We start from the raw sequence: 26,357 nt of genomic DNA on the forward strand, positions 1-26,357 counted from the left end.
CATGATCCAGACACTGTTTGACACAACAGTCATACAAGATGGCGCCCTTCAGGATCCCATCATGGCCTATGCCATCCTTAATCCTTTGTCTGAGCCCAATCCACTTCTTACCTGGATTGAACAGGAGTGGGTAGGCGAATATCTGCCTCTCTATATTCAAACGCCCCTGGACACCGTACTCAAATCCAGCCCCTGGTTACTGCAACTCAACCCAAGAAAAGCAAGCGAGATCCAAGAATGGCTGATGGCGCAAGCACCGGATAGCTCCTGGGGCTGGCTCTATACCAGCAAGCAAGATTGGCAGGCCCAACGCCAACATTGGCAACAGTATCTACGTATCGTCATTGACGATGACCTTAAAGCGGTTCGCTTTCAAGATCCTAGGGTCGTTGGGCTCTGGTTGCCACACCACAGTGTGGCGCTCTGGCAAGGATTGCTTGCCCCACTAATAGATATTCGCCTGCCGAATCATGCTCTTTACCATAGACCCTGCGATCAGCAACTCATCAATGAGCAGTTTCCCTGGGTTCTTCCTGAAGTGCTGAGTGAGGCATGGCACCACAGCGACATCGGCATTCAGGCCAAGGTGTTCAACTTGCACACCGATCTCTGGGAGCAATCCCCAGAGCAGGCTGAGGCTTGGGAAGCCCAAGGCATAGCGCTGGCTGAGCAGTTGCGGGGCTGGTTAGTCCAAAGAATTGAACAGGGCCTCGGGGTAAAAGAGGTGAATGTGGCAGCGGCATTGGCCTGGCTGGCAAGCACCCACAATGCAGCAGAAAGGAATTCCGTATCATGAGCGCCGAAGGTTGCGTCGATTGTAAGAAACTCAAACACAGCGTTGATCTACTGCTAGTGGATGAATTGGATCAACCTATCGCCAATGTCCCCTACACCCTGCATCATTCGCTAAGCATGGCCAGCGACAGCATAGGCGGCAAGGTTGCCCCCCGTACTGGAGTCACTGGCAGCGATGGTAGTATCAAGGAGAAGGAGCTGCCAGCCGGGCCGGTCAAGCTGGTATTGGCGGCAGATCCGCTGGCAACCACCCTGCAAGAGCCGCATCGCTATCTGCGCCTGTCTCGCAAGGAGGAGGAGTCGGCGGTCAGGGCCAAAGCGCTCGGTCAGGGGCGGCAGTACCGCTATGCCCGCATGGGAGAACTGGTCGACGAGTCGCCAACCAATATCGCTGACTGGGAAGATGATCTTCCACCTGCTTACCACTTTCCCCATGCTGAGCAAGGCTTGCAAGGGATGAGGCTGGGGTTGCTGCCAACGGCGGGCGGCCCCCTCAAGCTGACCGTAGAGGTATGCCCGCTGCGGGCCTGGGTGCTGGCGCTTAACCATAGCCCGGATTATGACCTGGGCAATGCCCACAATCTGGCGCTGATGGCGGCGCTGGCCTATGCCGATGGCGAACAAAATGAAGCAGGGGTCTTTAGCGGTTCAATCCAGCATTTCTTTACCGAGCAGATGCAGGATCTGGCGCGCCAGCCCTATCAAGTCAATGGCCTGAAGGCCAACCCCCTGGTCAGGGATGTGCCCTTCGATGATCGTTATCGCCCCCCCGTATTTATCAATGCAGCGCAGGAGGAGAAGTCCTGGTTCAAGTTCAAATTTGATACCCAGTTCTTCTATGTGGAGCGGCCGGGGGAGCTGCTGGTCAGCTGGCGTGGCACGGCCAGTGGCTATGATGCGCTGACCGATCTGAATTATCAGCCCGTACCCTGTCCTGATATTACAAAAGTCGGGGAAATTCACGAAGGTTTCTACCGCCAATATAAAGCCGTGGAACAACACCCAGTCAAAGAAATCAGGGTAACTTACAATGATATTTCATTGAAACTTGGCGATGGCTTGAAATTATTTATTGCCGGCCATAGCCTCGGTGGTGCCCTGGCACTGATCCACGCAGTTAGTCTCAAAAAGTACTCCCCCTGCCTTTACACCTATGGTATGCCGCGCACCTTTACCAAAGCGGCGCTGGCCGAGATAGGGCCGGACAGTACCATTCACTATCGCCATATCAATGAGGCGGACCCTGTCCCTTCTGTCCCTCCTGGTAGGGAAATGGATAACCCTACCTTCGCCGTACCCGGCTTGGGTTATGTGCTGGCACCGATCACGGCCCCCCTGGCGCTGCTCAACCCCTTCGAGGGAGACCCTTATCAGCATCACGGCAAGGTGGTGCACTTCTATCGCTCCCATATTCGATACAGGGCGCCCAAGTTACCGGGGCAGGGCGGATCTCGTGGCGATCGGGATCAGGTGCAGGACTACCGACCCCTGCCCAAGCAGGTCAAGCTCTATCTGGTGCCAGCATTGGCCCGGCAGGAGAAAGCCGAGTTGCAAGAGCGGGAGCAAGCAGCCGAGCAGCGGGCAGAGGTGAAAGGGTTGTTTCCGGCGGGGGATAATCCGGAGACCAAGGTGGGGCTGGGCCCGGCGGCCCACTCCAGCCTCGAATATGCCGGTTATATTCGCAAACGAATCACTGGCTTGCTGGCCGAGCAGCACCAGCAGCCAGACCCCTTTGTAGAGCAGAAATCGGAGTATCTTGCTGCCCTGACAGCACATCAAAAACAGCTTTATTACAAGGTCGCCAAGCGGGAAAATGCGTTGCTCTGGCTGGATCAGCGACTGAACATTGCCCTGCCGGAGGCAGATGAATTACCGTTGCGCAATGGGTTGGAGCGTTTCTGGCTAAGTAATCAGGGAAAGTATTAAGGAGAAATATATGAATATTGTGAGAATGGTTTTTTTGGGTAGCGCTCTATTAACCAGCGGTTGCAGCAGTGCCTATGACTCTGCACCACTAGACCCACCGCAAGAGAATAATCAATGGATCACCATCAAGGGGGTTATTCCGCCAAATGTCACTGCAACTATTAATCCCAAATATCGCTCATCTGTTTGTAAGAAACCGAGAGCCATGTCGGATGGAACCGTGGGTGCTACGGATAACTTGGCCGGCTTCGAAGTAACGATTCAGCCCCAGGCAGATGGCTCCTATGAAAATAGAGTCGCGATACAGGGTGGAAGTCGCTGTGACTGGCAGCTGTACGACATACTTTTGTTTACTGAGCCTAAAAACGCAGCGCTATTTAAAGGTGGGTTGCCAAATAAATACAAAAGCACCACTTTTGATACATCGGCCAAATACGTAACAGTATCACTCAACACATCTTATCATCGTAATATTTCAAGCTCAAAAATAGATATTAATCCAAAATATTATCCAGTTTTTTTGTTAGAGCTCCCCGTTAAGGATAACACGAATGGAATGTTGTTTATTGAGCCAGCAGGCATAGTGAAAAAAAAATACACATTCAATAACACAAATAAAAATCCAACCTTAATTCACTTCTCCCCCAACATAGATAATAACTACACAGTATATGTTATCGACAGTGGTTCGTTGAGAGATAAAACGGCTAAGAGGGTAAAGTATTATCCAAATGGGGATGAATCCCAGGGTGAGTATGGGTTTAGACCTTATAAATACTATGAGAAAAATTAATATATTGACTCTGTTACATCACTAATTGACGTAAGTACCGATAGCATTATCCACTATCCCCATATCAACGAGGCGGACCCTGTCCCTTCTGTCCCTCCTGGTAGGGAAATGGATAACCCTACCTTCGCCGTACCCGGCTTGGGCTATGTGCTGGCACCGATCACGGCCCCCCTGGCGCTGCTTAATCCCTTCGAGGGAGACCCCTATCAACATCACGGCAAGGTGGTGCACTTCTATCGCTCCCATATTCGATACAGGGCGCCCAAGTTACCGGGGCAGGGCGGCTCTCGTGGCGATCGGGATCAGATGCAGGACTACCGACCCCTGCCCAAGCAGGTCAAGCTCTATCTGGTGCCAGCACTGGCCCGGCAGGAGAAAGCCGAGTTGCAAGAGCGGGAGCAAGCAGCCGAGCAGCGGAAAGAGGTGAAAGGGTTGTTTCCGGCGGGGGATGTTCCTCTAAAGGTTGCAAGCCAAGCCAATGACATGACCAATATTGGTAAAGCACATGTGCTCTATGACATTAGCACCACCGGGGTGTTAAGTGTCCCTGTCTATATAGATGGTATTGGTACTGAAAATGGGGAAGGAGACACTGGTGCTGGACAAGGTGCCGATACTGGGAGCACCTCAAGTCTGGCCAAAGTTGAGCAGGCCTGTAAAACCAAGATTGTCGAGGAACTCAAACTACAGCTAGGACCAACGCTCAATACCATCGACTGTATTCACAAGATCGACTTTGATGTATTTGGTTTTAGCCGAGGGGCTTCAGCGGCCCGTCAGTTTGTTAACATCATCGATCAGCAAGCAGAACACCTCTTGGCTGAGGCCGTCGGAAGTGAGAATGCGATTAGGCTTAAAGCCGGTTTTGACTGGGCTAGTCGTGAAGATTGTCGCATCAAGTTTGTTGGGTTGTTCGATACAGTGACAACCTCCGCAAAGAAGCGTCATGTGACCCTATCGCCAGACTGCGCTGAACGGGTAGTCCATCTCATTGCAGCCGATGAATGGCGCTATTTCTTTGCCCTGACCCGTATCAGCGATGATATTGCTGGCGCTAACATTGCACCCAACTTTACTGAGGTCATCATTCCGGGATCTCACTCTGATGTTGGTGGTGGTTATTACAGCCGCTGGAGTTTGAGCAATCCCAATAGCGATCCTGCTATCACCGAACAAATTGCTATCAAAGTTTGTCGGAGCGAGGAGTCGTCCATGTTCTTCGACCCCAAGAAAAGCCGAGCCTACCAAAGAGCCAAACTGTATGCCGAGGAACAGGTGATTAAGGGGTGGGGTAATGAGGTTGTTGATTTACCTAATGTGGCGAGTGCGCCAGTAAGGAATAAGCTCAGCCTTCGTGTGCGAGTCCGCCGACATCCCAAAACAGATAAAATGAGCGTCGAGGTTGAAGTGCTTCTCAATCGTGTAGTCGAAGGTGAATACTCACGAATTCCACTTCACATGATGGTCGTAGCAGCTCAGGATGTTGGTGTGCCATTCCGCGAGTGGGATCACGCCGATAGAGCGTTAATGCTCGATAGTGGTGCTAGCAAGCCTCCTTTAGTCAATTTGACCAAGATAGATTCGCTCTGGCTCGATGCCGCAAAGGAACGGGGTGTGGTCAAGAATTTAGCTCAAACACTCAAAGACGATTTTTACCGCCAACTGCGTTTTTCATACCTTCATCACAGCGCTGATACGGGGTTGGTGAATACGCCACATCATCACCGAGGCAAAGAAGCTCGTCATATTTACACTAACCAGGAGGGGGGATAATGAGATTCTGTTGGATAGGCTTGTCACTGCTGGCTATTGCTCTAATTGGGTGCAGCAGCAAGGGTATGGCCAATAGCCAAAATACTATGAACTGGCGTTATATGGTCGGAACTAACGCCGATAGAATTTGGAACAGTAAAACCAATTTTTACCGGGAAGGAAAGCCGATACATGGCGCAGAAAGCGGCGTGGTTACTGTGGTTAGCGAAGATTACTTGAAAGCAAAGGAATTTCGCTGGGGAATTGGTAAGGGAAGGGGTGTCACAAACCAACCTGTTCCAGATCAAGTGGAAATTGAGTGGGTCTCCTTTCATGATAAAAAGCGCTATGGCATTACCCTGAAACTACCAGCAGACATTGGCACTCAGATGGATCAGCGCTACCTCATCTCAAATGGCAAAGAACGCGAAGAAACGCAGCGTAATGTCATTGCCGTAGGGATGGCTCCGGGCGGTTATGTCGAGGTGTTCCTGACACAATACAACGTCAAGCCAGACATTTTACTTGTTAGGGGTTTAGCCCATGAAGTAACCGATGATTACTATGACTTAAAAGTTCCGCTTGCTAGGCAGTACCAAGAACGTTGGGCCGCTTTTGACAAAGATTTCAACGTAGCTTACCAGAAGTACCCGATCCCTATGGGCATGGACTGGGCCCCCATCATGGATGACTACCGCGCCAACCAACCCAAGACGGATCTTAAGCCAATCAACTAAACACCCTTGACCACAATGTTGGCCATCTGCATTCAGACGGCCAACATTCTCTCTCTACACCTTCATTACCATCCTGTGCTCCCTGGCTATAGGCACCACAGTGCCAGCAATCAAGGACTCGCCAATCCGGCCAACACCAATAAATTCGAGCCCACGGTAAGCAAGGAAAGACGTGAGCTGATAGGGAACAAGGAGTCATGATGTTAAAGCGATGGATGTTGATACTGGGACTGCTCTGCCCCTTGCTGGCTTGCGCTACGGAAGTGTCTATCAAACCCTTTGCCTGGCGTTACGGCACCGGCAGCAATATTGATATGACCAAGAACACCAAGACCGAGTTTTATCGTGGCGGCGAGTTGGTTTATTCCGATCGCTTGGCCGGGGGTGGGGCTGGTGGCTTGCTAGCCGATCGCATCAAGGGGCAGCGCTATTACTGGGCTGGTGGTGGTGGCTTGCCCACCGACGGCGTGCCCGTACCCGATAAAGCTATTGTCGAGATGGTTTCGTTCCATGATCGCAAACGCTACCGTATCAAGGTGGACCTGCCTGCCAATCTGGAGCAGCAGATGCGTCAGGTTTATTTAGTCGAAGGACGGTATGACAGACGAAATCGCCTCTACTTTGGCCTGGCACCCGGTGGTTATTTTGAGGTTGTGCTAACCGGAGGAGGATTACAGCTCAGCCCCGACCTCCTGCTTACCCACGGCATCGCCGAAGAGGTCGCCGATGACTGGTATGACAAGAAAGTACCGGTAGCGCGCCAATATGGCATGGATGATTTCGATAAAAAATATGGCGAGCTATTCAAGCAATACCCGGTGCCACTCGGTATGGACTGGGCACCCATCATGGATGACTACCGCGCCAAACAACCCAGGACAGATATAGAACCCGTCGACTAATCACCCCCAGCCTGCAACCTGGCCACCTGCACTTAAGGGGCCAGGTCCCCAAGATTCAGCGATAACCGAGCCTCACTCTTCCCCCTATGCCATACGGCGCGGGTGGAACACGCCAGTCGCCAACCTGGCCAGTACCAGCAGGGACGCTCCCACGTCAGCCAAGATAGATATCCACTGACAGGGAGCAAGGCGTCATGATGTTGAAGCTATGGGGGTGGACCTTGGGGTGTGTTGTCCCTTGCCGAGTCACAGCCATGGCTCCCGCAAAAAGTCTCTGCGACTTCTGGCCAGATAGAGATCCCCCTGACCCAATGCCAACATCTGGAAAATCTGGAAAATAAGCACAGGTCCAGAGGCATAGAACAACATGGATCCTCGATGCCAACATTATGCGAATAGTCTTGATACGAAAGCTCAATTTCCCAACCAGCCATTTGCCAACAGCCATTCATTAACAACCCTCGTGAACCCGACACCATGAAAAAACGCTCCCCCGTATTGCTTGTATTACTGCTCGCTGGCTGTGCCAGTCAGCCCAGCCATTTATCCGATGCCGAGTTGCAAACTGCCGCCCAGCAGGGCCAAGGTCAGGCGCAATATGAGCTGGCCGAGCGGCTGGCCGCCAAGCCCGACTACCCAGCCGCCATGCACTGGATGAAGCAAGCCAGCAAACTTGGCACCCTCAATAGCGATGGTGCACTGCGGGGCAAGGCTGCCCTGCAGGTCGGCAACTGGTATCACGCCGGTCTGGGTGAGCCCAGAAACCAGGCTCAGGCCAGAGAGTGGTGGCAAAGCGCCGCCAGGCTTGGCAATGATGACGCTGGTTATCAACTTGGTCTCGATTGCCAGAGCCGACATAAAGGCAAGCTGCCCCAAGAGTGTCTCGACTGGCTGACGCCGGCTGCTGAAGAGGGTCATGTTCAGGCCCAGCTGTTGTTGGGACAGTGGTATGCCGCCCAACCCGAGGGGGGAGAAGATGCCCTGCGCTGGCTGACGGCGTCTGCCAAGCAGGGGGATCGCCAGGCCCAGTACCAGCTGGGCCAGCGCTATGAGCAGGGCGTGGGGGTAACCAAGAGCCAGGCAACCGCCGATGAGTGGTATCGCAAGGCCGCCGCCCAGCAGCAGCCCGATGCCCTGCTGATCCTTGCCAAACGGGCCGATGCCAAACAGGCTACCCCACTCTATCAGCGCGCGGCAGAAGCGGGATCCGCCGAGGCCCAGCGCTGGCTCGGTCTGGCTTATATGAAGGGGGATCCCCTGCCGCTCAACCCGACCCAAGGCCAGTACTGGCTCACGCTGGCCGCGGGACAGGGCGATCACCAGGCCGAATATCAGCTCAGTTTGCAACAGAGCGAAGCAGCCCAGCGGCAACATTGGCTGACCCTGGCCGCCGATGGCGGGGTCGCCCGCGCCCAATATGAGCTGGGTCAGCTGCGCCAGCAGAGCGGGGATCTCGAGGCTGCACGGCGCGAGTATGCCAGGGCCGCAGCCCAGAACGAGGCGGATGCCCGCTATGCCTATGGCGAGATGCAGCGTCTTGGCCAGGGTGGCAAGGCGGACTACAGCGCCGCACTCAAGGAGTATCGACTCGCAGCCAATCAGGGCCACCAGCAGTCCCAATACCGCATGGGCATGATGCGTGAGCAGGGGTTGGGAGCACCGCGCAACCAGGTCCAGGCCTATGCCTGGTACCTGCTCGCCGCCACCAATGGTGAGCCCGAAGCCTCCCAGGCCCGGGATGAGCTGGAACAGGCCCTGCAACCCAAGGAGAAGCAGGCGGGTCAGAAGCTGGCGCAATACTGGTACACCAAGCTGGGCGGTCAGGATCAACCTTTCCAGGGTTGAATCCGGCCCGTCACAGCGCTGAGGCAAGAAACCATTCACGGCACGCCGCGAGTTTCCTTATCATAGGAGGCTGACGCCGCCCGCCTCCATGAGCAGGCGGGCTGTTACTCCAACCCGGGCCCCCGGGCGTCGGCGTCAAGGCATTCTATCGGCCCCCTGGGGCCGGTTTTATTGATAGTGAATGGACATGCTTATGTATCAAACTCGACTGCGCACCCTGCTGGGTACCCTGGGCTATCAGCTGATCTGGCTGGTGCTGATCCTGATGACAGCCCGTTATCTGATGTTGAGCCACTTCGTCGAACCCGGGCAATTGCAGAGCCGAGCCGACGATGTGCAGCGAATGTGGCTAACCGGGCTTCGCTTTGACTTGCGTATCGCCGGCATGGCGCTCTCCCCCTTCGCCCTGGCAGGGCTGGTGCTGGCCGCTGGCGAGCGTAGTTGGCACGCTGTACAGACCTGGGCCCCCCGCCTGCTGGGCGTGATTGCCTTCCTGATCGGTGCCGTCGCCATCGGCAACTATTACTACTACCAGACCTACCATACCCACATAGACGTGTTCGCCTTCGGCCTGATGGAGGATGACACTCAGGCCGTGCTCGGCAATATGTGGCAAGACTACCCCATCATTCAAAGCCTGTTGCTGAGCCTGCTGCTGGGCTGGCTGCCGGCTCGCTGGGCCAGACGCACCCTGGTGCAGCGGGAGCGCAAACCCTGGCCGTTGACTGTTTTCATCGTCTACCTGCTGGTCGCCCTGACCCTGCTGTTTGTCATCAGCCGTGGCAGCATAGGCACCTTCCCGCTGCGCCGTGGCAATGCCCAGGTCTCGGACCTGCTCTCTCTCAACAAGCTGACCCCGAACGGTTTTATGGCCATTGACTGGGCCATCAAGGACAGGGAGGAGGACATCGCCTTCAACCCGGTCAGCCATGCCGAAGGAGAGACCCTGCTCGCCGAGGTCGGCCTGGACTCCCTGATGGCGCGCACCCCGCACAACCCCTGGCTCGCCGAGCACAAACCCAATGTGGTGATGGCCTTGATGGAGAGCTTTGGCAGCAACATGCTGGCCTTCGATGAGCCGGGCAAGAATGACCTGCTCGGCAGCCTGCGGCCGCACTTCAAAGAGGATTTCGTATTCAAGCGCTTCCTGTCGGAGGACAACGGCACGGCCCCCTCCCTGGCGGCCCTCTTCTTCCACAGTCCGGCGCAAAACATCAGCCATAGCTCGGCCCAGCATCAGACCCTGAGCGGCACCCCCTTCGCCCTCTACAAGCAGGCGGGCTACAAGCTGATCTTCATCTCCCCCGGCAACATGATGTGGCGCAATCTGGTCAACTACCTGCCGGTACAGGGGGTCGATGAGGTCTATGACCAGAACGCCCTGATGAAACGCTATCCGCAGGCGGCCAAGGAGATCACCGCCTGGGGCGTGCCCGATGACTACGCCTACCGTCTGGCGCAGACCCTCTTGGAGGAGGCGACCCAGCCGCTGTTCATCAGCATTCTCACCATCACCAATCACCCGCCTTATGAGACGCCGGCCCGCTATCAGCCGCAACCCATCGCCACCACGGCAGCGGTCATGACCCATGCCGAGGATGGCAGCATAGAGCAGACCAATATCCTCAAGACCTATCAGTTCGCCACCGATGCCCTTGGCCGCTTCGTCAGCGCCATCAAGGGTTCATCCCTGGGTGACAAGACGCTGATCGCCGCCAGTGGCGATCACCAGATGCGCCGTCTCAGGGCCTTCTATCCCCGCGAACAGGTACTGGACCGGGCCGTGCCCTTCTACCTCTATGTGCCCAAGCCGATACTGGCCCACAGCCAGTGGCGCTTCGATCCGTTGCGTGTCGGCTCCCACAAGGACATTTTCCCGACGCTCTACAGCTTCAGCCTGTCGGATACCCCCTACCAGACCCTGGCCGGGCGCAACATGCTGGCACCGGTCGACGATCCCAGCCGGGCCTTTGGCTATAACGTCACCCTCTGGATCGATGACAAGGGCGCCTATCCCATGAGCGGCAAGCCGATGTTCTACCCCTGGCGAGATGACCGGCAGCTGACGGTCTCCGAGCAGGGAGAACCGGTCGACAAGGCTCAGCAGCAGCGTCAGCAAGCCCTGCCAGACCTGCTGCGCTGGCAGCTCAACAGCCGGGTCAAAGGCTTCCTGGACCCCGAGCCCGATGGGCAAAGCGCCCAGTGATAGTCCCACAGCAAAAAGGCTTCCCGAGGGAAGCCTTTTTCATGGGCGGCAATGGTCGCCAGCGCAGACGATGAACAGCACTCGGGAGGAGGCCCCCCATCATGCCAGGTAACGGCGAGCCAGCTCATCCAGATGATGGCTCATGCTGAACTCCCGCTCGGCGCGCGCTCTGGCCGCCTGACCGAGTTGCTGGCGCAGTGCCTCATCCATCAGCAGTCGCTCAATCTGGGCGGCCAGCGCGGCCGGATCCGTGGGCACCGCCAACAGACCAGCCTCCCCCAGTACCTCGGGCACGGCCCCCGTGCTGGCACCGACGATGGCCTTGCCCGCCGCCATCGCCTCTATCACCGTCAGACCGAACGCCTCGTTATGGGAGGGAATGGCGACCAGATCCATGACCCGCAGCATGCGCGGGGTATCGCGACGAAACCCGGTGAACAGCACCCGATCGCTCATGCCGGCCTCGGCGGCCCGCTGACGCAGCGCAGTGACCACCGCCTCGTCCGACCCTTCGCTCGCCGAGGTGCCCCCCACGATCAACAGATGCAGGTGCGGATGACGGGTTGCGAGCAGCAAGAAGGCCTCCAGCAGATCGCGCTGGCCCTTGCCACGGCCGATCCGGCCCAGTACCCCGAGCAGCAGCGCATCTTGCGCCACCCCCAGCTCGGCGCGGATCCCGGCTGGGAGCTCTTCGCTGGTGGCCAGATCGGTACCAAGCCAGAGCCGCTCGATACGCGAGGCGGGGAGCGGCAGCGCCTTGAGGTTGCGACGGCGGGTCTCGTCACTGATGGAGAGCACCAGATCCACCTTGCCATAGATCCAGCGATGAAGCAGATCCCGCTTAGGACCCGTTACCCCCATGTGCTCGGTGAACAGCAGCCGCAACGGCAGCAGACTCTTGAGCAGGGCCCCCAACAACAAATCTCCGGACTTGTGGCAATGCACCAGCCGGATCGCTCGCGCCTTGAGCCAGCGCCGCAGGCTGAGCAGCTGACACAAGGCCTGACCACGGGAGTCCACCTCGAACACCTCGAAGCCCCGCTCCTTCATGCCCTCGGCCACCTTGCTGCCACGCAGCGCCAGGCCATAGAGCCGCCAGCCACGTTCCATCATGCCGCTGCCGACCCGTAGCGGATACATCTCCAGGCCACCCCACCCTTTGGAGAGGCAAATATGCAGTAACTGTGTCATCTCACTCCTCACGTCATCACTCAGCTGTGCCTCAAACAGACAGGGCGCCCCATAAGGCGCCCTGTGATGGCATTGGCTCAGGCCGTGCAATTCATATCGGCTTAGCGGTTCAACCAGGCCATATAGTCAGCAACGCCTTCGGCAACCGTCTTGAACTCGCCGTCATAACCGGCGCCGCGCAACCTGAGCTCAGATCAGCTTAGCGGTTCAACCAGGCCATATAGTCGGCAACGCCTTCGGCAACCGTCTTGAACTCGCCGTCATAACCGGCGCCGCGCAGGCGGGTCAGATCGGCCTGGGTGAAGCTCTGGTAACGGCCTCTGAGGTGATCCGGGAAGGGGATGTACTCTATGCTGCCCTGCTGATGGTGCTTTATCACCGCCTCGGCCACGCTCTGGAACGGCTCGGCACGGCCGGTACCGCAGTTGAAGATGCCGGACTGTTGCGGGTTCTGCCAGAACCAGAGGTTCACCTTGCAGACATCATCCACATAGATGAAATCGCGCATCTGGCCGCCATCGGGGAAACCGTCGCAGCCTTCGAACAGCTTGGGATTCTCGCCCTTCTTCACCTGGGTGTTGAGGTGGAAGGCAACCGATGCCATGGCGTCCTTGTGCTGCTCACGGGGGCCATAGACGTTGAAGTACTTCAGACCGACGACCTGGGAGTTGATCTCCGGCAGCCAGCGGCGCACGTACTGGTCGAACAGCTGCTTGGAGTAGCCGTAGACGTTGAGGGGCTGCTCGAACCTGGGATCTTCGATGAAGTTGTCATTGCGGCCACCATAGGTCGCTGCGGACGAAGCATAGATGAAGGGCGTCTCGCGCTCGATGCAGTAGTGGAACAGATCCTTGGAGTACTCGTAGTTGACCTCCATGATGAACTTGCCGTTCCACTCGGTGGTCGCGGAGCAGGCGCCTTCATGGAAGATCACTTCGATGCCGCCGTCCCACTCCTCGAACTCATCCCCGGAGACGATACGCGCCTGGAACTCGTCCTTGTCCATGTAATCGGCAATGGTCAGGTCGACCAGGTTGACGAACTTGGTGCCATCGGTCAGATCGTCGATGACCACCACATCGGTCCGCCCCATGGCATTGAGTTGCTTGACCAGATTGCTACCGATAAAGCCTGCACCGCCAGTTACTACGATCATGGAGTTTGCCTCGCCTGCGTTGATGCCCACGTGTGACGGCCGATTAAAGCTGTGTATAGTGAGCCAATTTGAAATTGCCGAAAAGTTTATCACGGGCCGCCAGGGGATACGACCTCGACGCAAGGCGGGCCCGGCAGAGGGACCAGCGATGAAAACCAGAGACAGGATCATTCACAGCGCCACCGAACTGTTCAACGACCAGGGCGAGCGCAACATCACCACCAACCATATCGCCGCCCACCTCGGTATCAGCCCGGGCAACCTCTACTACCACTTTCGCAATAAAGAAGACATCATCCACTCCATCTTCGACCAGTATGCCCGCCACCTGAGCGAGAGCTTTACCCCGGCACGCAGCAAGGAGATCAAGCTCGATGAGCTGATGGGCTACCTGGATGCCATCTTCTATCTGATGTGGCAGTTCCGTTTCTTCTACGCCAACCTGCCGGATATCCTCAGTCGCGACGAACTGTTGCAGCAGAAATATCTCAAGGCCCAGGAGCAGCTGAGATCCGCCGTGGAGGCCCTGCTCAAGAGTCTGCGCGAGGGGGGCATCATAGAGGTCAGCGACCAGGATCTGCCGGATCTGGGCCAGACCATCAAGATGGTGGTCACCTGCTGGATCCCGTTCCAGATAGCCCAGGCCCCCCATACCCGCATCACCAAGCCGCTGCTCTATCAGGGGGTGCTGCGGGTGCTCTTCCTGCTGCGACCCTATGTCCAGCCCCAGATCAGCGAACAGATCCAGCAGCTCGAACAACACTACCGTCAGCTGGCGCAGATTGATGGCTGACGCGGCGTGACAGGCTCTGGATTAGCCCGCCGCGACGCAACATCTCCCGCTGACGCCGACAGGCGGCTGCGTCAGGGATCCGTCCCCCACCCGATCCCGTCAGCTGTGTCTCCATCGCCGACCAGGGTCGGCGATGGCCCTTCGCCAACCACAACCCAATTGACCCCTTTTTCCTCCGCAACCCTGACGCTGAGCCTCCTCGACTCAACTCGGCGGGTGATCTGTTTCACAGATGTTGAATATCAGCATAAAAATTTGAATTGATGCGGCGAAGTTGCAGTAAAATGTTGCCCAATATTGATACAAGGCTGTAATAGCCAATGAGGATCGAGGATGTCTAACGGATTCTATCGTCACCTGACCGAGCAGCTTGAGCAAGTGCAAGCTGAGGGCCTCTACAAGCAGGAACGCATCATCAGCTCGGCGCAACAGGCGAGCATCGCCGTGGGTCAGCAGCAGGTGTTGAACTTCTGCGCCAACAACTACCTCGGTCTGGCCAATCACCCCGAGCTGATTGCCGCCGCCAAGGCCGGCCTCGACAGCCACGGCTTCGGCATGGCCTCGGTACGCTTCATCTGCGGCACCCAGGACAGCCACAAGGTACTGGAGCAGCAGCTCTCCGCCTTCCTCGGCACCGAGGACACCATCCTCTACTCCTCCTGTTTCGATGCCAACGGAGGTCTGTTCGAGACCCTATTCGGGGCCGAAGACGCCATCATCTCCGATGCCCTCAACCACGCCTCCATCATCGACGGGGTCAGGTTGTGCAAGGCGAAACGCTACCGCTACGCCAACAACGACATGGCGGATCTGGAAGCCCAGCTCAAGCAGGCGCAAGCCGATGGCGCCCGCTTCAAGCTGATCGCCACCGACGGTGTCTTCTCCATGGATGGGGTCATCGCCGACCTCAAGTCCGTGTGCGATCTGGCGGACAAATATGATGCCATGGTCATGGTGGATGACTCCCACGCCGTCGGTTTCATCGGCGAAAACGGTCGTGGCACCCACGAATACTGCGACGTACTGGACAGAGTCGACATCATCACCGGCACCCTGGGCAAGGCCCTCGGTGGCGCCTCCGGTGGCTACACCTCAGGCAAGAAAGAGGTGATCGACTGGTTGCGTCAGCGCTCGCGCCCCTATCTGTTCTCCAACTCCCTGGCGCCCTCCATCGTCTCGGCCACCCTCAAGGTGCTCGAGCTGCTGGAAAGCGGCCATGCCCTGCGCGCCCAGCTCAAAGAGAACAGCGACTACTTCCGCGCGCGCATGAGTGCCGCTGGTTTCACCCTGGCGGGCGCCGATCACGCCATCATCCCGGTGATGCTGGGGGATGCCAAGCTGGCCTCCGAGATGGCGACCCGCATGCTGGCCGAAGGCATCTATGTGGTGGGCTTCTCCTTCCCCGTGGTGCCCAAGGGCCAGGCGCGCATCCGCACCCAGATGTCTGCCGCCCACACCCGTGAACAGCTGGACAAGGCCATCGATGCTTTCATCCGCATCGGCCGCGACCTGAACATCATCCAATAATATGAGGGGCCAGCAGGCCCCTTTTTAAAAGACCCATAGCTCCACCTCTGCACCGGGCTCGGCCCGTGAGGAACCGTCATGAAAGCACTCTCCAAACTCAAATCCGAACCCGGCATCTGGATGACGGATGTGCCCGCCCCCGAGCTCGGCCATAACGATCTGCTGATCAAGATCCGCAAGACCGCCATCTGCGGTACCGACATGCATATCTACAACTGGGACGAGTGGGCCCAGAAGACCATTCCCGTGCCCATGGTGGTCGGCCATGAATACGTGGGGGAAGTGGTCGCCATCGGCCAGGAAGTGCGTGGCTTCGCCATCGGCGACCGCGTCTCAGGCGAAGGCCACATCACCTGCGGACACTGCCGCAACTGCCGCGCCGGCCGCACCCACCTGTGCCGCAATACCGTCGGGGTCGGTGTCAACCGCCCGGGCAGCTTCGCCGAATATCTGGTGATCCCGGCCTTCAACGCCTTCAAGCTGCCGGACAACATCCCCGATGAACTGGCCGCCATCTTCGATCCCTTCGGCAATGCCGTGCACACCGCGCTCTCCTTCGATCTGGTCGGCGAAGACGTGCTCATCACCGGTGCCGGCCCCATCGGCATCATGGCCGCCGCCGTCTGCCGCCATGTGGGTGCCCGTCATGTAGTGATCACCGACGTCAACGAATACCGGCTCGAACTGGCCCGCAAGATGGGTGCCACCCGCGCCGTCAACGTCAGCAAGGAGTCCCTGGCCGATGTGATGGCAGATCTTGGCATGACCGAAGGCTTCGATGTCGGACTGGAGATGTCCGGTGTGCCCTCCGCCTTCCAGGACATGCTGGCCAAGATGAACCATGGCGGCAAGATAGCCATGCTCGGCATCCCCCCCTCCACCATGGCGATCGACTGGAATCAGGTCATCTTCAAGGGACTGTTTATCAAGGGTATCTACGGCCGGGAAATGTTTGAGACCTGGTACAAGATGGCGAGCCTCATCCAGTCAGGCCTGGATCTCAGCCCCATCATCACCCACCACTTCCATATCGATGACTTCCAGCAGGGCTTCGAAGCCATGGGGTCAGGCAAGTCTGGCAAAGTGATACTCAACTGGGATTAATGTTCTCCCAGGCCCCCTCTTATCCAGAAACCCGGCCCCGGCCGGGTTTCTGCTATAACCACCACAGGGAGCAGGGAGGCAGATCTGGCGCACAGACTGCTTAACACTTCACACACAAGCGTTTAAATGCTTGTAACTATTCGGTTATAATCCCGCCGTTTCTAGGGATAATAAGAGCCTGCTGGGAGTACATGAGCGTGTTGAGAAAACTGAGCTGTTTACTGGTCGCCGGCATTGCGGTTGCCAGCCTGTCCGGTGCCGCCCTTGCGGCAAAGAGTGCCGCCGACGAAATGTCGCCCGACGCTATCGCCGAACGGATCAAGCCCGTAGGTGATGTCTATACCGCCAAGGATCTGGAAGGGATAGCCCCGGCGGCCACCGCTAGTACCGCCTCGTCTGGTCCCCGTGATGGCGAGACTGTCTACAAGGGCGCCTGCTTCGCCTGTCACGATACCGGTGCCGCCGGTGCGCCCAAGCGCGGTGACAAGGCAGCCTGGGAACCCCGTGTGGCTCAGGGTTTCGACACCTTGCGCAAGCATGCCATCGAAGGCTTCACTGGCACCCATGGGGTCATGCCGCCACGCGGAACCTGTGCCAGCTGTAGTGATGAAGAGATTGAGAATGCCATTCACTTCATGACAGATAAAATCTAAGTCATTGAAAGGGCCGCAATTGCGGCCCTTTTATTATCATGGCTTGCGACTACCCTTGTAGGGTAGCGTCACCCGGGAGTCCATGATGTCCGCTAACCCTCTCGATCAGGATGCCCATCCCTTGCTGGCGCTGGTCAGCACCATCCTCGCCTTCCCGCCACCCGAACAAGCCAGCAGGGCGGATTACCATCAGCTGTTTGATGACCTTGAGCAACTCTGCCCTCTGCATCAGATAGGCCTGCTCGGTCTCGGTACCCAGGGCCCCGTCTGGCTGTTCGAGCGCAACCTTGATCCCATGTTCAAGGGGCAACTCGGCCGGGAAGAGCCTGCACTGAGCGAGCACCTGATGGCGCTGGATGCCGAGTTGGGCTGGTGTGTGCTGCCCATCAGCGAGGGGCGGGCACGCTGGTTGCTGGTGCAGGGCGACCCTCAGGACCAGGCCAGTCTCAGATTGCTGCTCGAGTGCCTGGCCAAGCGACTGGCGGAGGCCAATGCTCACGCCAGACTGGCCGAACCCGCCTCACCGCTGATCGGCCGGGATCCCGCCTGGCAACACAAGATAGAGCAGATCAACCGCATCCTGCGTCTGGCCAACAGCCTGCCAACCCAGGCATTGTTGACCCAGCTGGATGCCGCGTTGCAACGCATTCTGGGCGCCCATCAGCTGCGGCTGGTGCGCCTCGGGCGCAGCGAGATCAGTCACCTCTATCCAAGCCAGGACCCGGGAGATGATGATGTCATCCGCCAACTCTGCCACGAAACCAATCCGACCGAGCGGGAACTGGGCGGCCAACACTGGTGCAGTACGCCCCTGCGCTTGCAGCAGCACTACTTCGCCCACCTGCTGCTAGCGACCTCGGCGCCCCTGGGTACCGACGATCGCCTCTTCCTCGATTTCCTGCGTAACCAGCTCACCCTCTTGCTGGAGCTGGGCCAGATCCGTCAGCAACTGAACGAATTCAACTCCCCAGACCGGCTCAATCACCGCCTGCAGTTGCTACGTCAGGCCAATCTTCGCCTGCAAAAACAGCTGCGTCAGCACCAGGAGCTGGAACGCAAACTGCAATTCGATGCCCTGCATGATCCCCTCACCGGCCTGCCCAATCGCAGCCTGCTGATGAATCACCTCCATCACGCCATGAGCCACTATCAACGTCATGGTGGCGTCGGTTTCACGGTGATCTTCCTCGATATCGATCACTTCAAGCAGATCAATGACGAACTCGGTCACAACAACGGCGATCTGCTGCTCAGGGAGCTGGGCCGTCGCCTGCAAAGCTGCCTGCGCCAGAATGATCTGCTGGCGCGGCTCGGGGGTGACGAGTTCGTCATCTATCTGGATAACAGCATGGGAGAGGAGGGAACCAGCCCGGTGCTGAACCGCATCATCAGCCGGCTCGATTACCCTTTCAGGCTGGCGGGCAAAGAGGTCACGGTGACGGTGAGCATGGGAGTGACCAGCGTGTCCGAACAGAGTCAGGATGTGAGCGAGCTGCTCCATCAGGCGGATCTCGCCATGTACCAGGCCAAGCGCAATGGCCGCGCCCGGGTTGTCCACTACTCGGTCGAGTGCATGGAACAGGCCTGGTCTTCACCAGAAGCCCTGTTGAGTAACGCCCTGGCCGAGGGGCGCATCATCCCCTACTTCCAGCCGGTGATCCGGCTCGAGGACAACTGTCTGGTGGGATTGGAGGTAATGGCACGCTGGATCACCCGGGAGGGTGAGCTCAAGGATGCCTTCGACTTCATCCCGCTGGCGAAGCAGTGCGGTCTGATTGAGGCCCTTGATCATAAAATACTGCGTCAGAGCTGCCAGCAACTGCGCCACTGGCTACCCCAGGCGGGCCTGCGCAAGTTCAAGCTGGCCGTCAACCTGTGTGGTCAGCATCTGGCCAGTCCCGCCGCCATACAGGCGCTGCTCGCCATCATAGAAGAAGAAGGTGTCTGTCCCAGCTACCTCATCTTCGAATTCAACGAGCGGGAGTTGTCGCGCCAGCATGCAGATATCATTACCAGCCTGCATGAGCTCAGGGCAAAGGGCATACAGATCAGTCTGGATGACTTCGGATCCGGTTTTTCCTCCCTCAGTGCCCTGTTCCACTACCCGGTGGACTACGTCAAGGTAGACGATGGCCTCACTCACCGCATGCTGCACTCCCCCAAGGACCTGGCGCTGATCCGTGCCATGCGCGACATCTGCCGCGACCTGGATCTCAGCCTGGTGGTGGAGGGCATAGAGAGTCAGGCCCAGTTGCGTCAGCTGATCGAGCTGGCTTGCCCCTTCGGCCAGGGTCGCTACATATCGCCCCCCCTGCCGGGCAACGACATCACGCCGCTGCTGGGGCCAGAAACCAACCTGGAAGCGGATTGACTCCACGCGCGAGCAGGTTGTCAGGCGGTGGGGCGGATTAATCCTTCTTGAACATGGCGCGCAGATTGGCGACCCCGATCTGCCCCTTCTGCTGGCGCTCCTCCGCCGTCACCTGCTTCTGATTCTCCCACTCCAGATCGTCCTGGGGCAGCTCCAGCAGGAAACGGCTCGGTTCGGGGCGCACCGACTCCCCATATTGGCGCCGCTCCTTGCAGAGGGTGAAGGTCAGTTCGGTCTGGGCGCGGGTGATGCCCACGTAGGCGAGGCGGCGCTCCTCCTCCACGTTGTCTTCATCGATGCTGGTCTGGTGCGGCAGCAACCCCTCCTCCATGCCCACCATGAAGACATAGGGAAACTCCAACCCCTTGGAGGCGTGCAGCGTCATCAACTGCACCTGATCGGCCTCATCTTCCCCCTCGTTGCGCTCCATCATGTCCCGCAGAGTGAGTCGGGTGACCACTTGGGCGAGTGTCATCGACTCTTCCAACTCGTCCCCCTCCAGCATCTCGGTGATCCAGCGATAGAGGGTGGAGACGTTCTGCATCCGCATCTCGGCGGCCTTGGGGCTCGGAGAGGTCTCGTAGAGCCACTCTTCATAGTGGATCTCCTTGATCATGTCCCGCACCGCCTCCACCGGGTTGCCGCGCAGCGCCTGATCGCCAAGGCGCACCAGCCAGTTGGTGAAGGCCTGCAGGGCGACCAGCCCGCGACCGGAGAGATGCTGCTCCAGCCCCAGCTCGAAACTGGCGGCAAACAGGCTCTTGCCACGCTGGTTGGCATATTGGCCAAGCTTCTCCAGGGTGGTGGGGCCTATCTCCCGGCGCGGCAGGTTGACCACTCGCAAAAATGCTGTGTCCTCGTCCGGATTCACCAGCAGCTTGAGGTAGGCCATGATGTCCTTGATCTCGGTGCGCGAGAAAAACGAGGTGCCACCGGAGATGCGATAGGGGATGCGGTTGGTCATCAGCGCTTTTTCGAAGATGCGCGACTGATGGTTGCCCCGGTAGAGGATGGCGTAATCCTTGAAGCTGGTGCGATTCATGAACTTGTGGCCCATCAGCTCGGCGGCGATGCGCTCCGCTTCGTGTTCCTCGTTCTTGGCAAACAACACCTTGATTGGCACCCCGTTATCGAGCTCGGAGAACAGCGCCTTGTCGAACACGTGGGGGTTGTTGGCGATCAGGATGTTGGCGCATTTCAGAATGCGCCGCTTGGAGCGGTAGTTCTGCTCCAGCTTGATGAGCTTGAGACTGGGAAAATCCTCGTTGAGCAGCACCAGGTTCTGGGGCTTGGCGCCTCGCCAGGAGTAGATCGACTGGTCATCGTCCCCCACCACGGTGAAACGGGCCCGCTCGCCGACAATCTGCTTCACCAGCTCGTACTGGCTGGTGTTGGTGTCCTGATACTCATCGACCAACAGGTAGCGGATCTTGTTCTGCCAGCGGGTGCGCACCTCGTCGTTGCTCTTGAGCAGCAGGGTCGGCATCACGATGAGATCATCAAAATCCAGGGCGTTGTAGGCCACCATCTGGCGGTGATAACGCTCATAGAGCTGGGCCATCAGCACCTCTTCGGGCCCCTGGGCGATGCGCATGGCGCGAGGGGGCAAGATGAGGTCATTCTTCCAGTTGGAGATCTGGCTGATCAGGGCCGACAACTTGTCCTTGTCGTTATCGAGCTCGGCTTCAGTCAGCTCCTTGAGCAGGGCCAACTGGTCGGTGTCGTCGAACAGGGAGAAGTTCGCCTTGAGATTCAGCGTCTTGTGCTCACGGCGAATGATATCCAGACCCAGGGTATGGAAGGTGGAGACCATCAGCCCCCGCGCCTCCTTGCGGCCCAGGGTCTGACCGACCCGTGCCTTCATCTCCCGCGCCGCCTTGTTGGTGAAGGTGACGGCGGCGATATTGCGCGCGTCATAGCCGCACTGCTGCACCAGATAGGCAATCTTGTTGGTGATGACGCGGGTCTTGCCCGATCCGGCACCCGCCAGCACCAGGCAAGGGCCGGAAACAAACTTGACCGCTTCATTCTGATTGGGGTTGAGCTTCATGGGCCGGATCTCTTGGCTTATGATGAGGGGCAGCATTGTAGCAGAGATAGCCGCATCCACCGAAATGGGCACGACACTTCACCTTGTGTTTGCCCGCCTTTTTCCGGATCATGGCCGACTTTTCCAAGAGATGACGAGGGGAGCATGAACCTGCAAGAACACGCCCGGCTGCGCGACCAGTTTCCGGCCCTGGCCCAACAGGTCAATGGCCACCCTCTCGTCTATCTCGACAATGCCGCCACCACCCACAAGCCTCATGCCGTACTGGCCGCGATGGACGGCTTCTATCGTACCGACAATGCCAACGTGCATCGCGCCGCCCATGCCCTGAGCGGTCGCGCCACCCTCGCCTTCGAGGGGGCCCGCGAGACCCTGGCCCGCTTTATCAATGCCCCTCATCAGCGCGAGATCATCTGGACCCGTGGCGCCACTGAAGCTATCAACCTGGTCGCCCAAAGCTGGGGGGCCAGCGAACTTGAGGTGGGGGATGAGATAGTGCTCAGTACCCTGGAGCATCACGCCAACATCGTCCCCTGGCAGCTGGTTGCCGAGCGCACCGGCGCCATCATCAAGGTGATCCCCCTGAACGAGCGTGGCGATCTGGATATGGTGGCCTATCGGGCCCTGCTCACGCCGCGCACCCGGCTGGTGAGCGTCGCCCATGTCTCCAATGCTCTGGGCACCGTCAACCCGGTGAAGCAGATAGTCGCCGCCGCCAAGACAGTCGGTGCCCTTACCCTGATCGATGGCGCCCAGGCGGTGGCTCACCTTGAGGTGGATGTGCAAGCCATTGGCTGCGACTTCTACGTTTTCTCCGGCCACAAGCTCTATGGCCCGACCGGAATAGGTGTGCTCTGGGGTAAAGCGGCCCTGCTGGAACGGATACCGCCCTGGCAGGCGGGGGGCGAGATGATCGACAGGGTCAGCTTCGCCGGTACCAGTTTCAACAGCCTGCCCTTCAAGTTCGAGGCCGGTACCCCTCATATTGCTGGCGCTATCGGCCTCGCCAGTGCCATCGACTTTGTCACGGCGCAAGACAGAGCTGCCCTGGTACGCCATGAACAGGCACTCACCGACCATCTGGTGACAGGCTTGCGTCAGGTGCCGGGGCTGCGCCTCATCGGTGAGCCGCTGCAGCGATCCGGCGCCGTCTCTTTCCTGCTCGAAGAGATCCACCCGCAAGATGCCGCCACCCTGCTCGACATGCAGGGCATAGCGCTGCGGGTCGGCCATCACTGCGCCATGCCGTTGATGGAGAGCCTGGGACTGAGCGGCACAATGCGGGCCTCATTGGCCTGTTACAACAATCGGAACGATGTGGATGCCCTGCTGGCGGCGCTGCACAAGTTAAGTGACTTCTTTTAAGGCGGATGACCAGCATGCACACTCTCGAACGCTATACCGCCATCGGCATTGAGCCAAACGCCGACACCCTGCGTCAGCAGTTTGCAGCAGCCCATGGCTGGGAGAACCAATATCGACTCATCATCCAGCTCGGCAAGCAGCTGCCTGTATTGCCGCCCGAGTGGCAACAGGAAGATCATCGCCTCAAGGGTTGCGAGAGCCAGGCCTGGTTGAGAGGGGAGCGGAGTGAGGATGGTTGCTGGCACTTCGCCTGTGACTCCGATGCTCGCATCGTGCGCGGCCTCATTGTGCTGGTACTGGCAGCCTTCAATCACCAACGCGCAGAGGCAATCCAGGCTTTTGATATCGAAGCCTATTTCAGCGAGCTGGGGCTGGAGAAACACCTGAGCCCGTCGCGGGGCAACGGGCTCAGGGCCATAGTGCAGGGGATACGAGTCCTGGCCGCCAGCTGAGTCACAGCGCCAAGCACTGCTGATACAAAGAGAGCGCCCTGAGGCGCTCTCTTCATTGCTGCGAGTCTGCCACTATCCTGTCAGCCTTGGCACCTCGCTCGGCTATCTTCTTCAGCACCCGGGATGCGGCCACCAGACCGAAGGTAGCGGTCACTGGTGTCACGGCGCCAAAACCCGAGGCACAATCCATCTTCATGTTGCCGTCACTGGTCGCCTTGGCGTGACAGGTGCCGCCATGGCCATCGGGGTAACTCAGCTGCTCGGTGGAGAAGACGCACTCCACCCCGAACCTGCGCGCCGGGTTCTTGCTGAAATTGTGCAACCGGCGCAAGTCCGAGCGCACCTTGGCGGCCAGGGGATCCTGCACCGTCTTGGCCAGGTCTGCCACTGTGATTTGGGTCGGGTCCATCTGGCCGCCAGCGCCGCCTGCCACTATGACAGGGATCTTGTTGCGCTTGCAGAAGGCAATGAGCGCTACCTTGGCTTTGACCGAATCAATGGCATCGACCACATAGTCAAATTCCCGCTTGATATGCTCGGCCAGGTTGTCCGCCGTCACGAAGTCATCCACTTCCGTCACGGTGCAATCGGGGTTGATGGCCCGAATGCGTTCGGCCATCACTTCCGTCTTGAGACGGCCAACCGTGCCCTGCATGGCATGGATCTGGCGGTTGGTGTTGGTGATGCAGATGTCATCCATGTCGATCAGGGTGATCTGGTTGATGCCGGCCCGAGCCAGCGCCTCTGCCGCCCAGGAGCCAACCCCGCCGATCCCCACCACGCACACCCTGGCCTGGCTGAAGGCACCCAGTGCCTGCTGGCCATAGAGGCGGGCAATGCCCCCGAATCGCTGTAAATACTCTGCAGTCATACCATCACCTTGTTTGAAGGCCGTCATTATACCTGCCTGATCCCCAGGGTGCAGCCTGAACAGGGGGAAGACGACATTGCTCCAGCGTCAGTGTCTGATCCCTCTCATAATACTTCGACGAGATAGTCATTCAGACCTCGCAATGTGAGCCTGTGACTGATGCAGTCCGGTGCATCCTCCGGATGATGGGAGACAAACAGCAGTTGGCTGGGACTCTGACTCACCAGAAGGCTGATCCAGTGGCGCACCAGCTGACGATTGACCGCATCCAGCCCCTGCAGCGGCTCGTCGAGGATCAGCAAGGCAGGATGCTTGACCATGGCACGCACGATCAACAACAGACGCTGCTGACCCCAGGACAACTGCTGAAAGGAGCGATCCGCGTACTCCACCATGCCAAGCAGAGTCAGCCAAGCCAGCGCCAGTTTGCGCTGCCTGTCCGTTGGCCGCTCATACAACCCTATGCTGTCGTAGAAGCCGGACAACACCAGGGTCAGCGCCGAACAGTTGACCCTGTAATCCTGATGTAGACTCGAACTTACCAGGCCGATATGGCGCTTTATCTCCCAGATGGTCTCGCCACTGCCACGTCTGCGGCCAAACAGGGTCAGATCATTGGCATAACCCTGAGGATGATCCCCGCACACCAGGCTCAACAGCGTAGACTTGCCCGCCCCGTTGGCGCCACATAGGTGCCAGTGCTCCCCGGGTGCCACTCGCCAGTCCAGTCCCTCGATAACCGCCTCACCACCGTAGCTGACTCGCCCCTGACGCAGTATCACCAGAGGTTGCGACTCAGCCAGCGGCTCGGGGGAACTGTCGGCCTCCGGCAGAGGCAAGCTGGCCAGGGCCTGTTGCCGTGCAGCCGCCAGCAGTCGAGCCGATGCCAGCACCTCCTGACGTGACCCCCGAGTGAGCAAGGTTCCGTTCTCAAGCAAGCCCATGGATCCGATCCACTCCGGCGTCTCTTCGATGCGGTTCAAGATAAGGATCAGGGTGATACCGCTCTGCTTGAGTACCAGCAAGGCGTCGGCCAACTGCCGGCGGGAGGTTTGATCCAGTCCCTCAAAGGGCTCGTCGAGCACCAACAAGCGAGGTTGCGCCATCAAGGCCTGGCAGAGCATGACCTTGCGCGTCTCCCCCGTCGACAAGTAGTGGAAGGGTCTCTCAAGCAGATGGGCAATACCAAATTGCGCCGCCAGGGCCTCGCAACGTGCCGCATCCCTGTGCTCGGCCTGGATCAACTGCCGGGTGAGCCAGCCATCCTCCTCTTCGGTCAGCAACCAGTCACTATTGCGCTGCTGCCAGTCGGCCGCCAACAAGGCTTGTAACCGCTCAAGGGAGATGAGCGCCAAGGGAGCTAAATCATGCTCAAACACCCCCGCCTTGGGGATCAACTCGTCGGCCAGGATCCTGGCGAGGGTCGATTTTCCGCTGCCATTGCTGCCAATGAAAGCCCAGCACTCCCCTGCTGCAATCTCTAACGTCTTTAAGGTAAAAATCCGTCCCTTGCTCAGCAAAAACTGGGCATCAAGGCTGCTTATCCTTGCCATTACTTGCCATCCCCCCCTTTGATCCTAGAAACAGACTGCAGGCCAGCCATAAAAAATCCAAGTAAAAGCTGATGCAACCATCATCGGAAGCCCCTGGGCATAGCTGGGGGAAAGGAGATGGCGTGCCATGCAGGGGAGTGATAGTGCGGAAGAAGGGACTGGGCATGCAGCGGTGCGACAACGGAAAAGCAAAAAGGCCTTCCCGATTGGGAAGGCCTTCTCTATTTATTGGCGGAGCGGACGGGACTCGAACCCGCGACCCCCGGCGTGACAGGCCGGTATTCTAACCAACTGAACTACCGCTCCGCAATTTGG

General features: G+C 58.4%; 20 protein-coding genes and 1 tRNA gene. 15 read left to right on the forward strand and 6 right to left on the reverse strand.

Annotated elements, in window-relative coordinates; genetic code table 11:
- Position 1: 1 nt before the first annotated feature.
- From M2367_RS18435 to M2367_RS18470, 8 genes are all read left to right on the forward strand, one after another.
- Positions 2 to 796 carry a DUF4123 domain-containing protein gene (locus tag M2367_RS18435; RefSeq protein WP_259237712.1) on the forward strand — a complete coding sequence of 265 codons (795 nt, stop codon included), beginning with the start codon at positions 2 to 4 and terminating at the stop codon, positions 794 to 796.
- Positions 793 to 2,721, forward strand: a complete 1,929-nt coding sequence (locus tag M2367_RS18440; protein ID WP_259237714.1) for a lipase family protein — start codon at positions 793 to 795, stop codon at positions 2,719 to 2,721. The genes M2367_RS18435 and M2367_RS18440 overlap by 4 nt, the downstream gene beginning before the upstream one ends.
- Before the next feature lie 10 nt (positions 2,722 to 2,731).
- Positions 2,732 to 3,514 (forward strand): hypothetical protein, encoded by a 783-nt coding sequence (locus M2367_RS18445; RefSeq protein WP_259237715.1) that lies wholly within the window; start codon positions 2,732 to 2,734, stop codon positions 3,512 to 3,514.
- Between the two features lie 108 nt (positions 3,515 to 3,622).
- Entirely contained in the window at positions 3,623 to 5,287 is a 1,665-nt protein-coding gene (locus tag M2367_RS18450) for a DUF2235 domain-containing protein (RefSeq protein ID WP_259237718.1), read from the forward strand.
- Positions 5,288 to 5,352: 65 nt separating this feature from the next.
- Positions 5,353 to 6,003, forward strand: a complete 651-nt coding sequence (locus tag M2367_RS18455) for a DUF2931 family protein (protein WP_259237720.1) — start codon at positions 5,353 to 5,355, stop codon at positions 6,001 to 6,003.
- A 215-nt stretch (positions 6,004 to 6,218) separates the two neighbouring features.
- The gene (locus M2367_RS18460) at positions 6,219 to 6,905 is read left to right on the forward strand and encodes a DUF2931 family protein (protein WP_404972809.1); all 687 of its coding nucleotides are present in this window, start codon (positions 6,219 to 6,221) and stop codon (positions 6,903 to 6,905) included.
- A gap of 477 nt (positions 6,906 to 7,382) precedes the next feature.
- Positions 7,383 to 8,750 (forward strand): SEL1-like repeat protein, encoded by a 1,368-nt coding sequence (locus tag M2367_RS18465; RefSeq protein WP_259237724.1) that lies wholly within the window; start codon positions 7,383 to 7,385, stop codon positions 8,748 to 8,750.
- Positions 8,751 to 8,943: 193 nt separating this feature from the next.
- Positions 8,944 to 10,956, forward strand: coding sequence for an LTA synthase family protein (locus tag M2367_RS18470; RefSeq protein WP_259237726.1), 2,013 nt, complete (start codon positions 8,944 to 8,946; stop codon positions 10,954 to 10,956).
- Between the two features lie 99 nt (positions 10,957 to 11,055).
- On the opposite strand, the gene M2367_RS18475 is transcribed toward M2367_RS18470, so the two are convergent.
- Positions 11,056 to 12,147: a glycosyltransferase family 4 protein gene (locus tag M2367_RS18475; protein ID WP_259237728.1), complete on the reverse strand. Its 1,092-nt coding sequence runs from the start codon at positions 12,145 to 12,147 to the stop codon at positions 11,056 to 11,058.
- Between the two features lie 199 nt (positions 12,148 to 12,346).
- The gene (rfaD, locus tag M2367_RS18480; RefSeq protein WP_224431592.1) at positions 12,347 to 13,303 is read right to left on the reverse strand and encodes an ADP-glyceromanno-heptose 6-epimerase; all 957 of its coding nucleotides are present in this window, start codon (positions 13,301 to 13,303) and stop codon (positions 12,347 to 12,349) included.
- 148 nt (positions 13,304 to 13,451) lie between these two features.
- Between rfaD and M2367_RS18485 the strand changes: the two genes are divergently transcribed.
- From M2367_RS18485 to M2367_RS18505, 5 genes are all read left to right on the forward strand, one after another.
- Entirely contained in the window at positions 13,452 to 14,096 is a 645-nt protein-coding gene (locus M2367_RS18485) for a TetR/AcrR family transcriptional regulator (RefSeq protein WP_259237731.1), read from the forward strand.
- 333 nt (positions 14,097 to 14,429) lie between these two features.
- Positions 14,430 to 15,623 carry a glycine C-acetyltransferase gene (locus M2367_RS18490; RefSeq protein ID WP_259237733.1) on the forward strand — a complete coding sequence of 398 codons (1,194 nt, stop codon included), beginning with the start codon at positions 14,430 to 14,432 and terminating at the stop codon, positions 15,621 to 15,623.
- 78 nt (positions 15,624 to 15,701) lie between these two features.
- Positions 15,702 to 16,727 carry an L-threonine 3-dehydrogenase gene (tdh, locus tag M2367_RS18495; RefSeq protein WP_042044112.1) on the forward strand — a complete coding sequence of 342 codons (1,026 nt, stop codon included), beginning with the start codon at positions 15,702 to 15,704 and terminating at the stop codon, positions 16,725 to 16,727.
- Between the two features lie 191 nt (positions 16,728 to 16,918).
- Positions 16,919 to 17,380, forward strand: a complete 462-nt coding sequence (locus M2367_RS18500; RefSeq protein WP_042044111.1) for a cytochrome c5 family protein — start codon at positions 16,919 to 16,921, stop codon at positions 17,378 to 17,380.
- 85 nt (positions 17,381 to 17,465) lie between these two features.
- Positions 17,466 to 19,751 carry a bifunctional diguanylate cyclase/phosphodiesterase gene (locus M2367_RS18505; protein WP_259237739.1) on the forward strand — a complete coding sequence of 762 codons (2,286 nt, stop codon included), beginning with the start codon at positions 17,466 to 17,468 and terminating at the stop codon, positions 19,749 to 19,751.
- A 37-nt stretch (positions 19,752 to 19,788) separates the two neighbouring features.
- Here the strand turns inward: M2367_RS18505 and rep are convergent, their stop codons facing one another.
- Positions 19,789 to 21,801 (reverse strand): DNA helicase Rep, encoded by a 2,013-nt coding sequence (gene rep, locus M2367_RS18510; protein ID WP_259237741.1) that lies wholly within the window; start codon positions 21,799 to 21,801, stop codon positions 19,789 to 19,791.
- 144 nt (positions 21,802 to 21,945) lie between these two features.
- Between rep and M2367_RS18515 the strand changes: the two genes are divergently transcribed.
- Both M2367_RS18515 and M2367_RS18520 read left to right on the forward strand, forming a co-directional pair.
- Positions 21,946 to 23,166 (forward strand): aminotransferase class V-fold PLP-dependent enzyme, encoded by a 1,221-nt coding sequence (locus M2367_RS18515; RefSeq protein WP_259237743.1) that lies wholly within the window; start codon positions 21,946 to 21,948, stop codon positions 23,164 to 23,166.
- 14 nt (positions 23,167 to 23,180) lie between these two features.
- Positions 23,181 to 23,618 carry a SufE family protein gene (locus M2367_RS18520; protein WP_042044108.1) on the forward strand — a complete coding sequence of 146 codons (438 nt, stop codon included), beginning with the start codon at positions 23,181 to 23,183 and terminating at the stop codon, positions 23,616 to 23,618.
- A gap of 52 nt (positions 23,619 to 23,670) precedes the next feature.
- On the opposite strand, the gene tcdA is transcribed toward M2367_RS18520, so the two are convergent.
- The 3 genes from tcdA to M2367_RS18535 all read right to left on the reverse strand — a co-directional run bounded on the left by tcdA (position 23,671) and on the right by M2367_RS18535 (position 26,348).
- The gene (gene tcdA / locus M2367_RS18525) at positions 23,671 to 24,489 is read right to left on the reverse strand and encodes a tRNA cyclic N6-threonylcarbamoyladenosine(37) synthase TcdA (RefSeq protein WP_042044127.1); all 819 of its coding nucleotides are present in this window, start codon (positions 24,487 to 24,489) and stop codon (positions 23,671 to 23,673) included.
- Between the two features lie 104 nt (positions 24,490 to 24,593).
- A complete protein-coding gene (gene modF, locus M2367_RS18530) occupies positions 24,594 to 26,042 on the reverse strand; it encodes a molybdate ABC transporter ATP-binding protein ModF (RefSeq protein ID WP_259237747.1) in 1,449 nt (482 codons plus the stop codon).
- Between the two features lie 229 nt (positions 26,043 to 26,271).
- Positions 26,272 to 26,348, reverse strand: a tRNA-Asp gene (locus M2367_RS18535).
- Between the last annotated feature and the right edge of the window lie 9 nt (positions 26,349 to 26,357).

This window comes from Aeromonas sp. BIGb0445 (genome assembly GCF_024809075.1).
Taxonomy (GTDB): Bacteria; Pseudomonadota; Gammaproteobacteria; order Enterobacterales; family Aeromonadaceae; genus Aeromonas; species Aeromonas rivuli.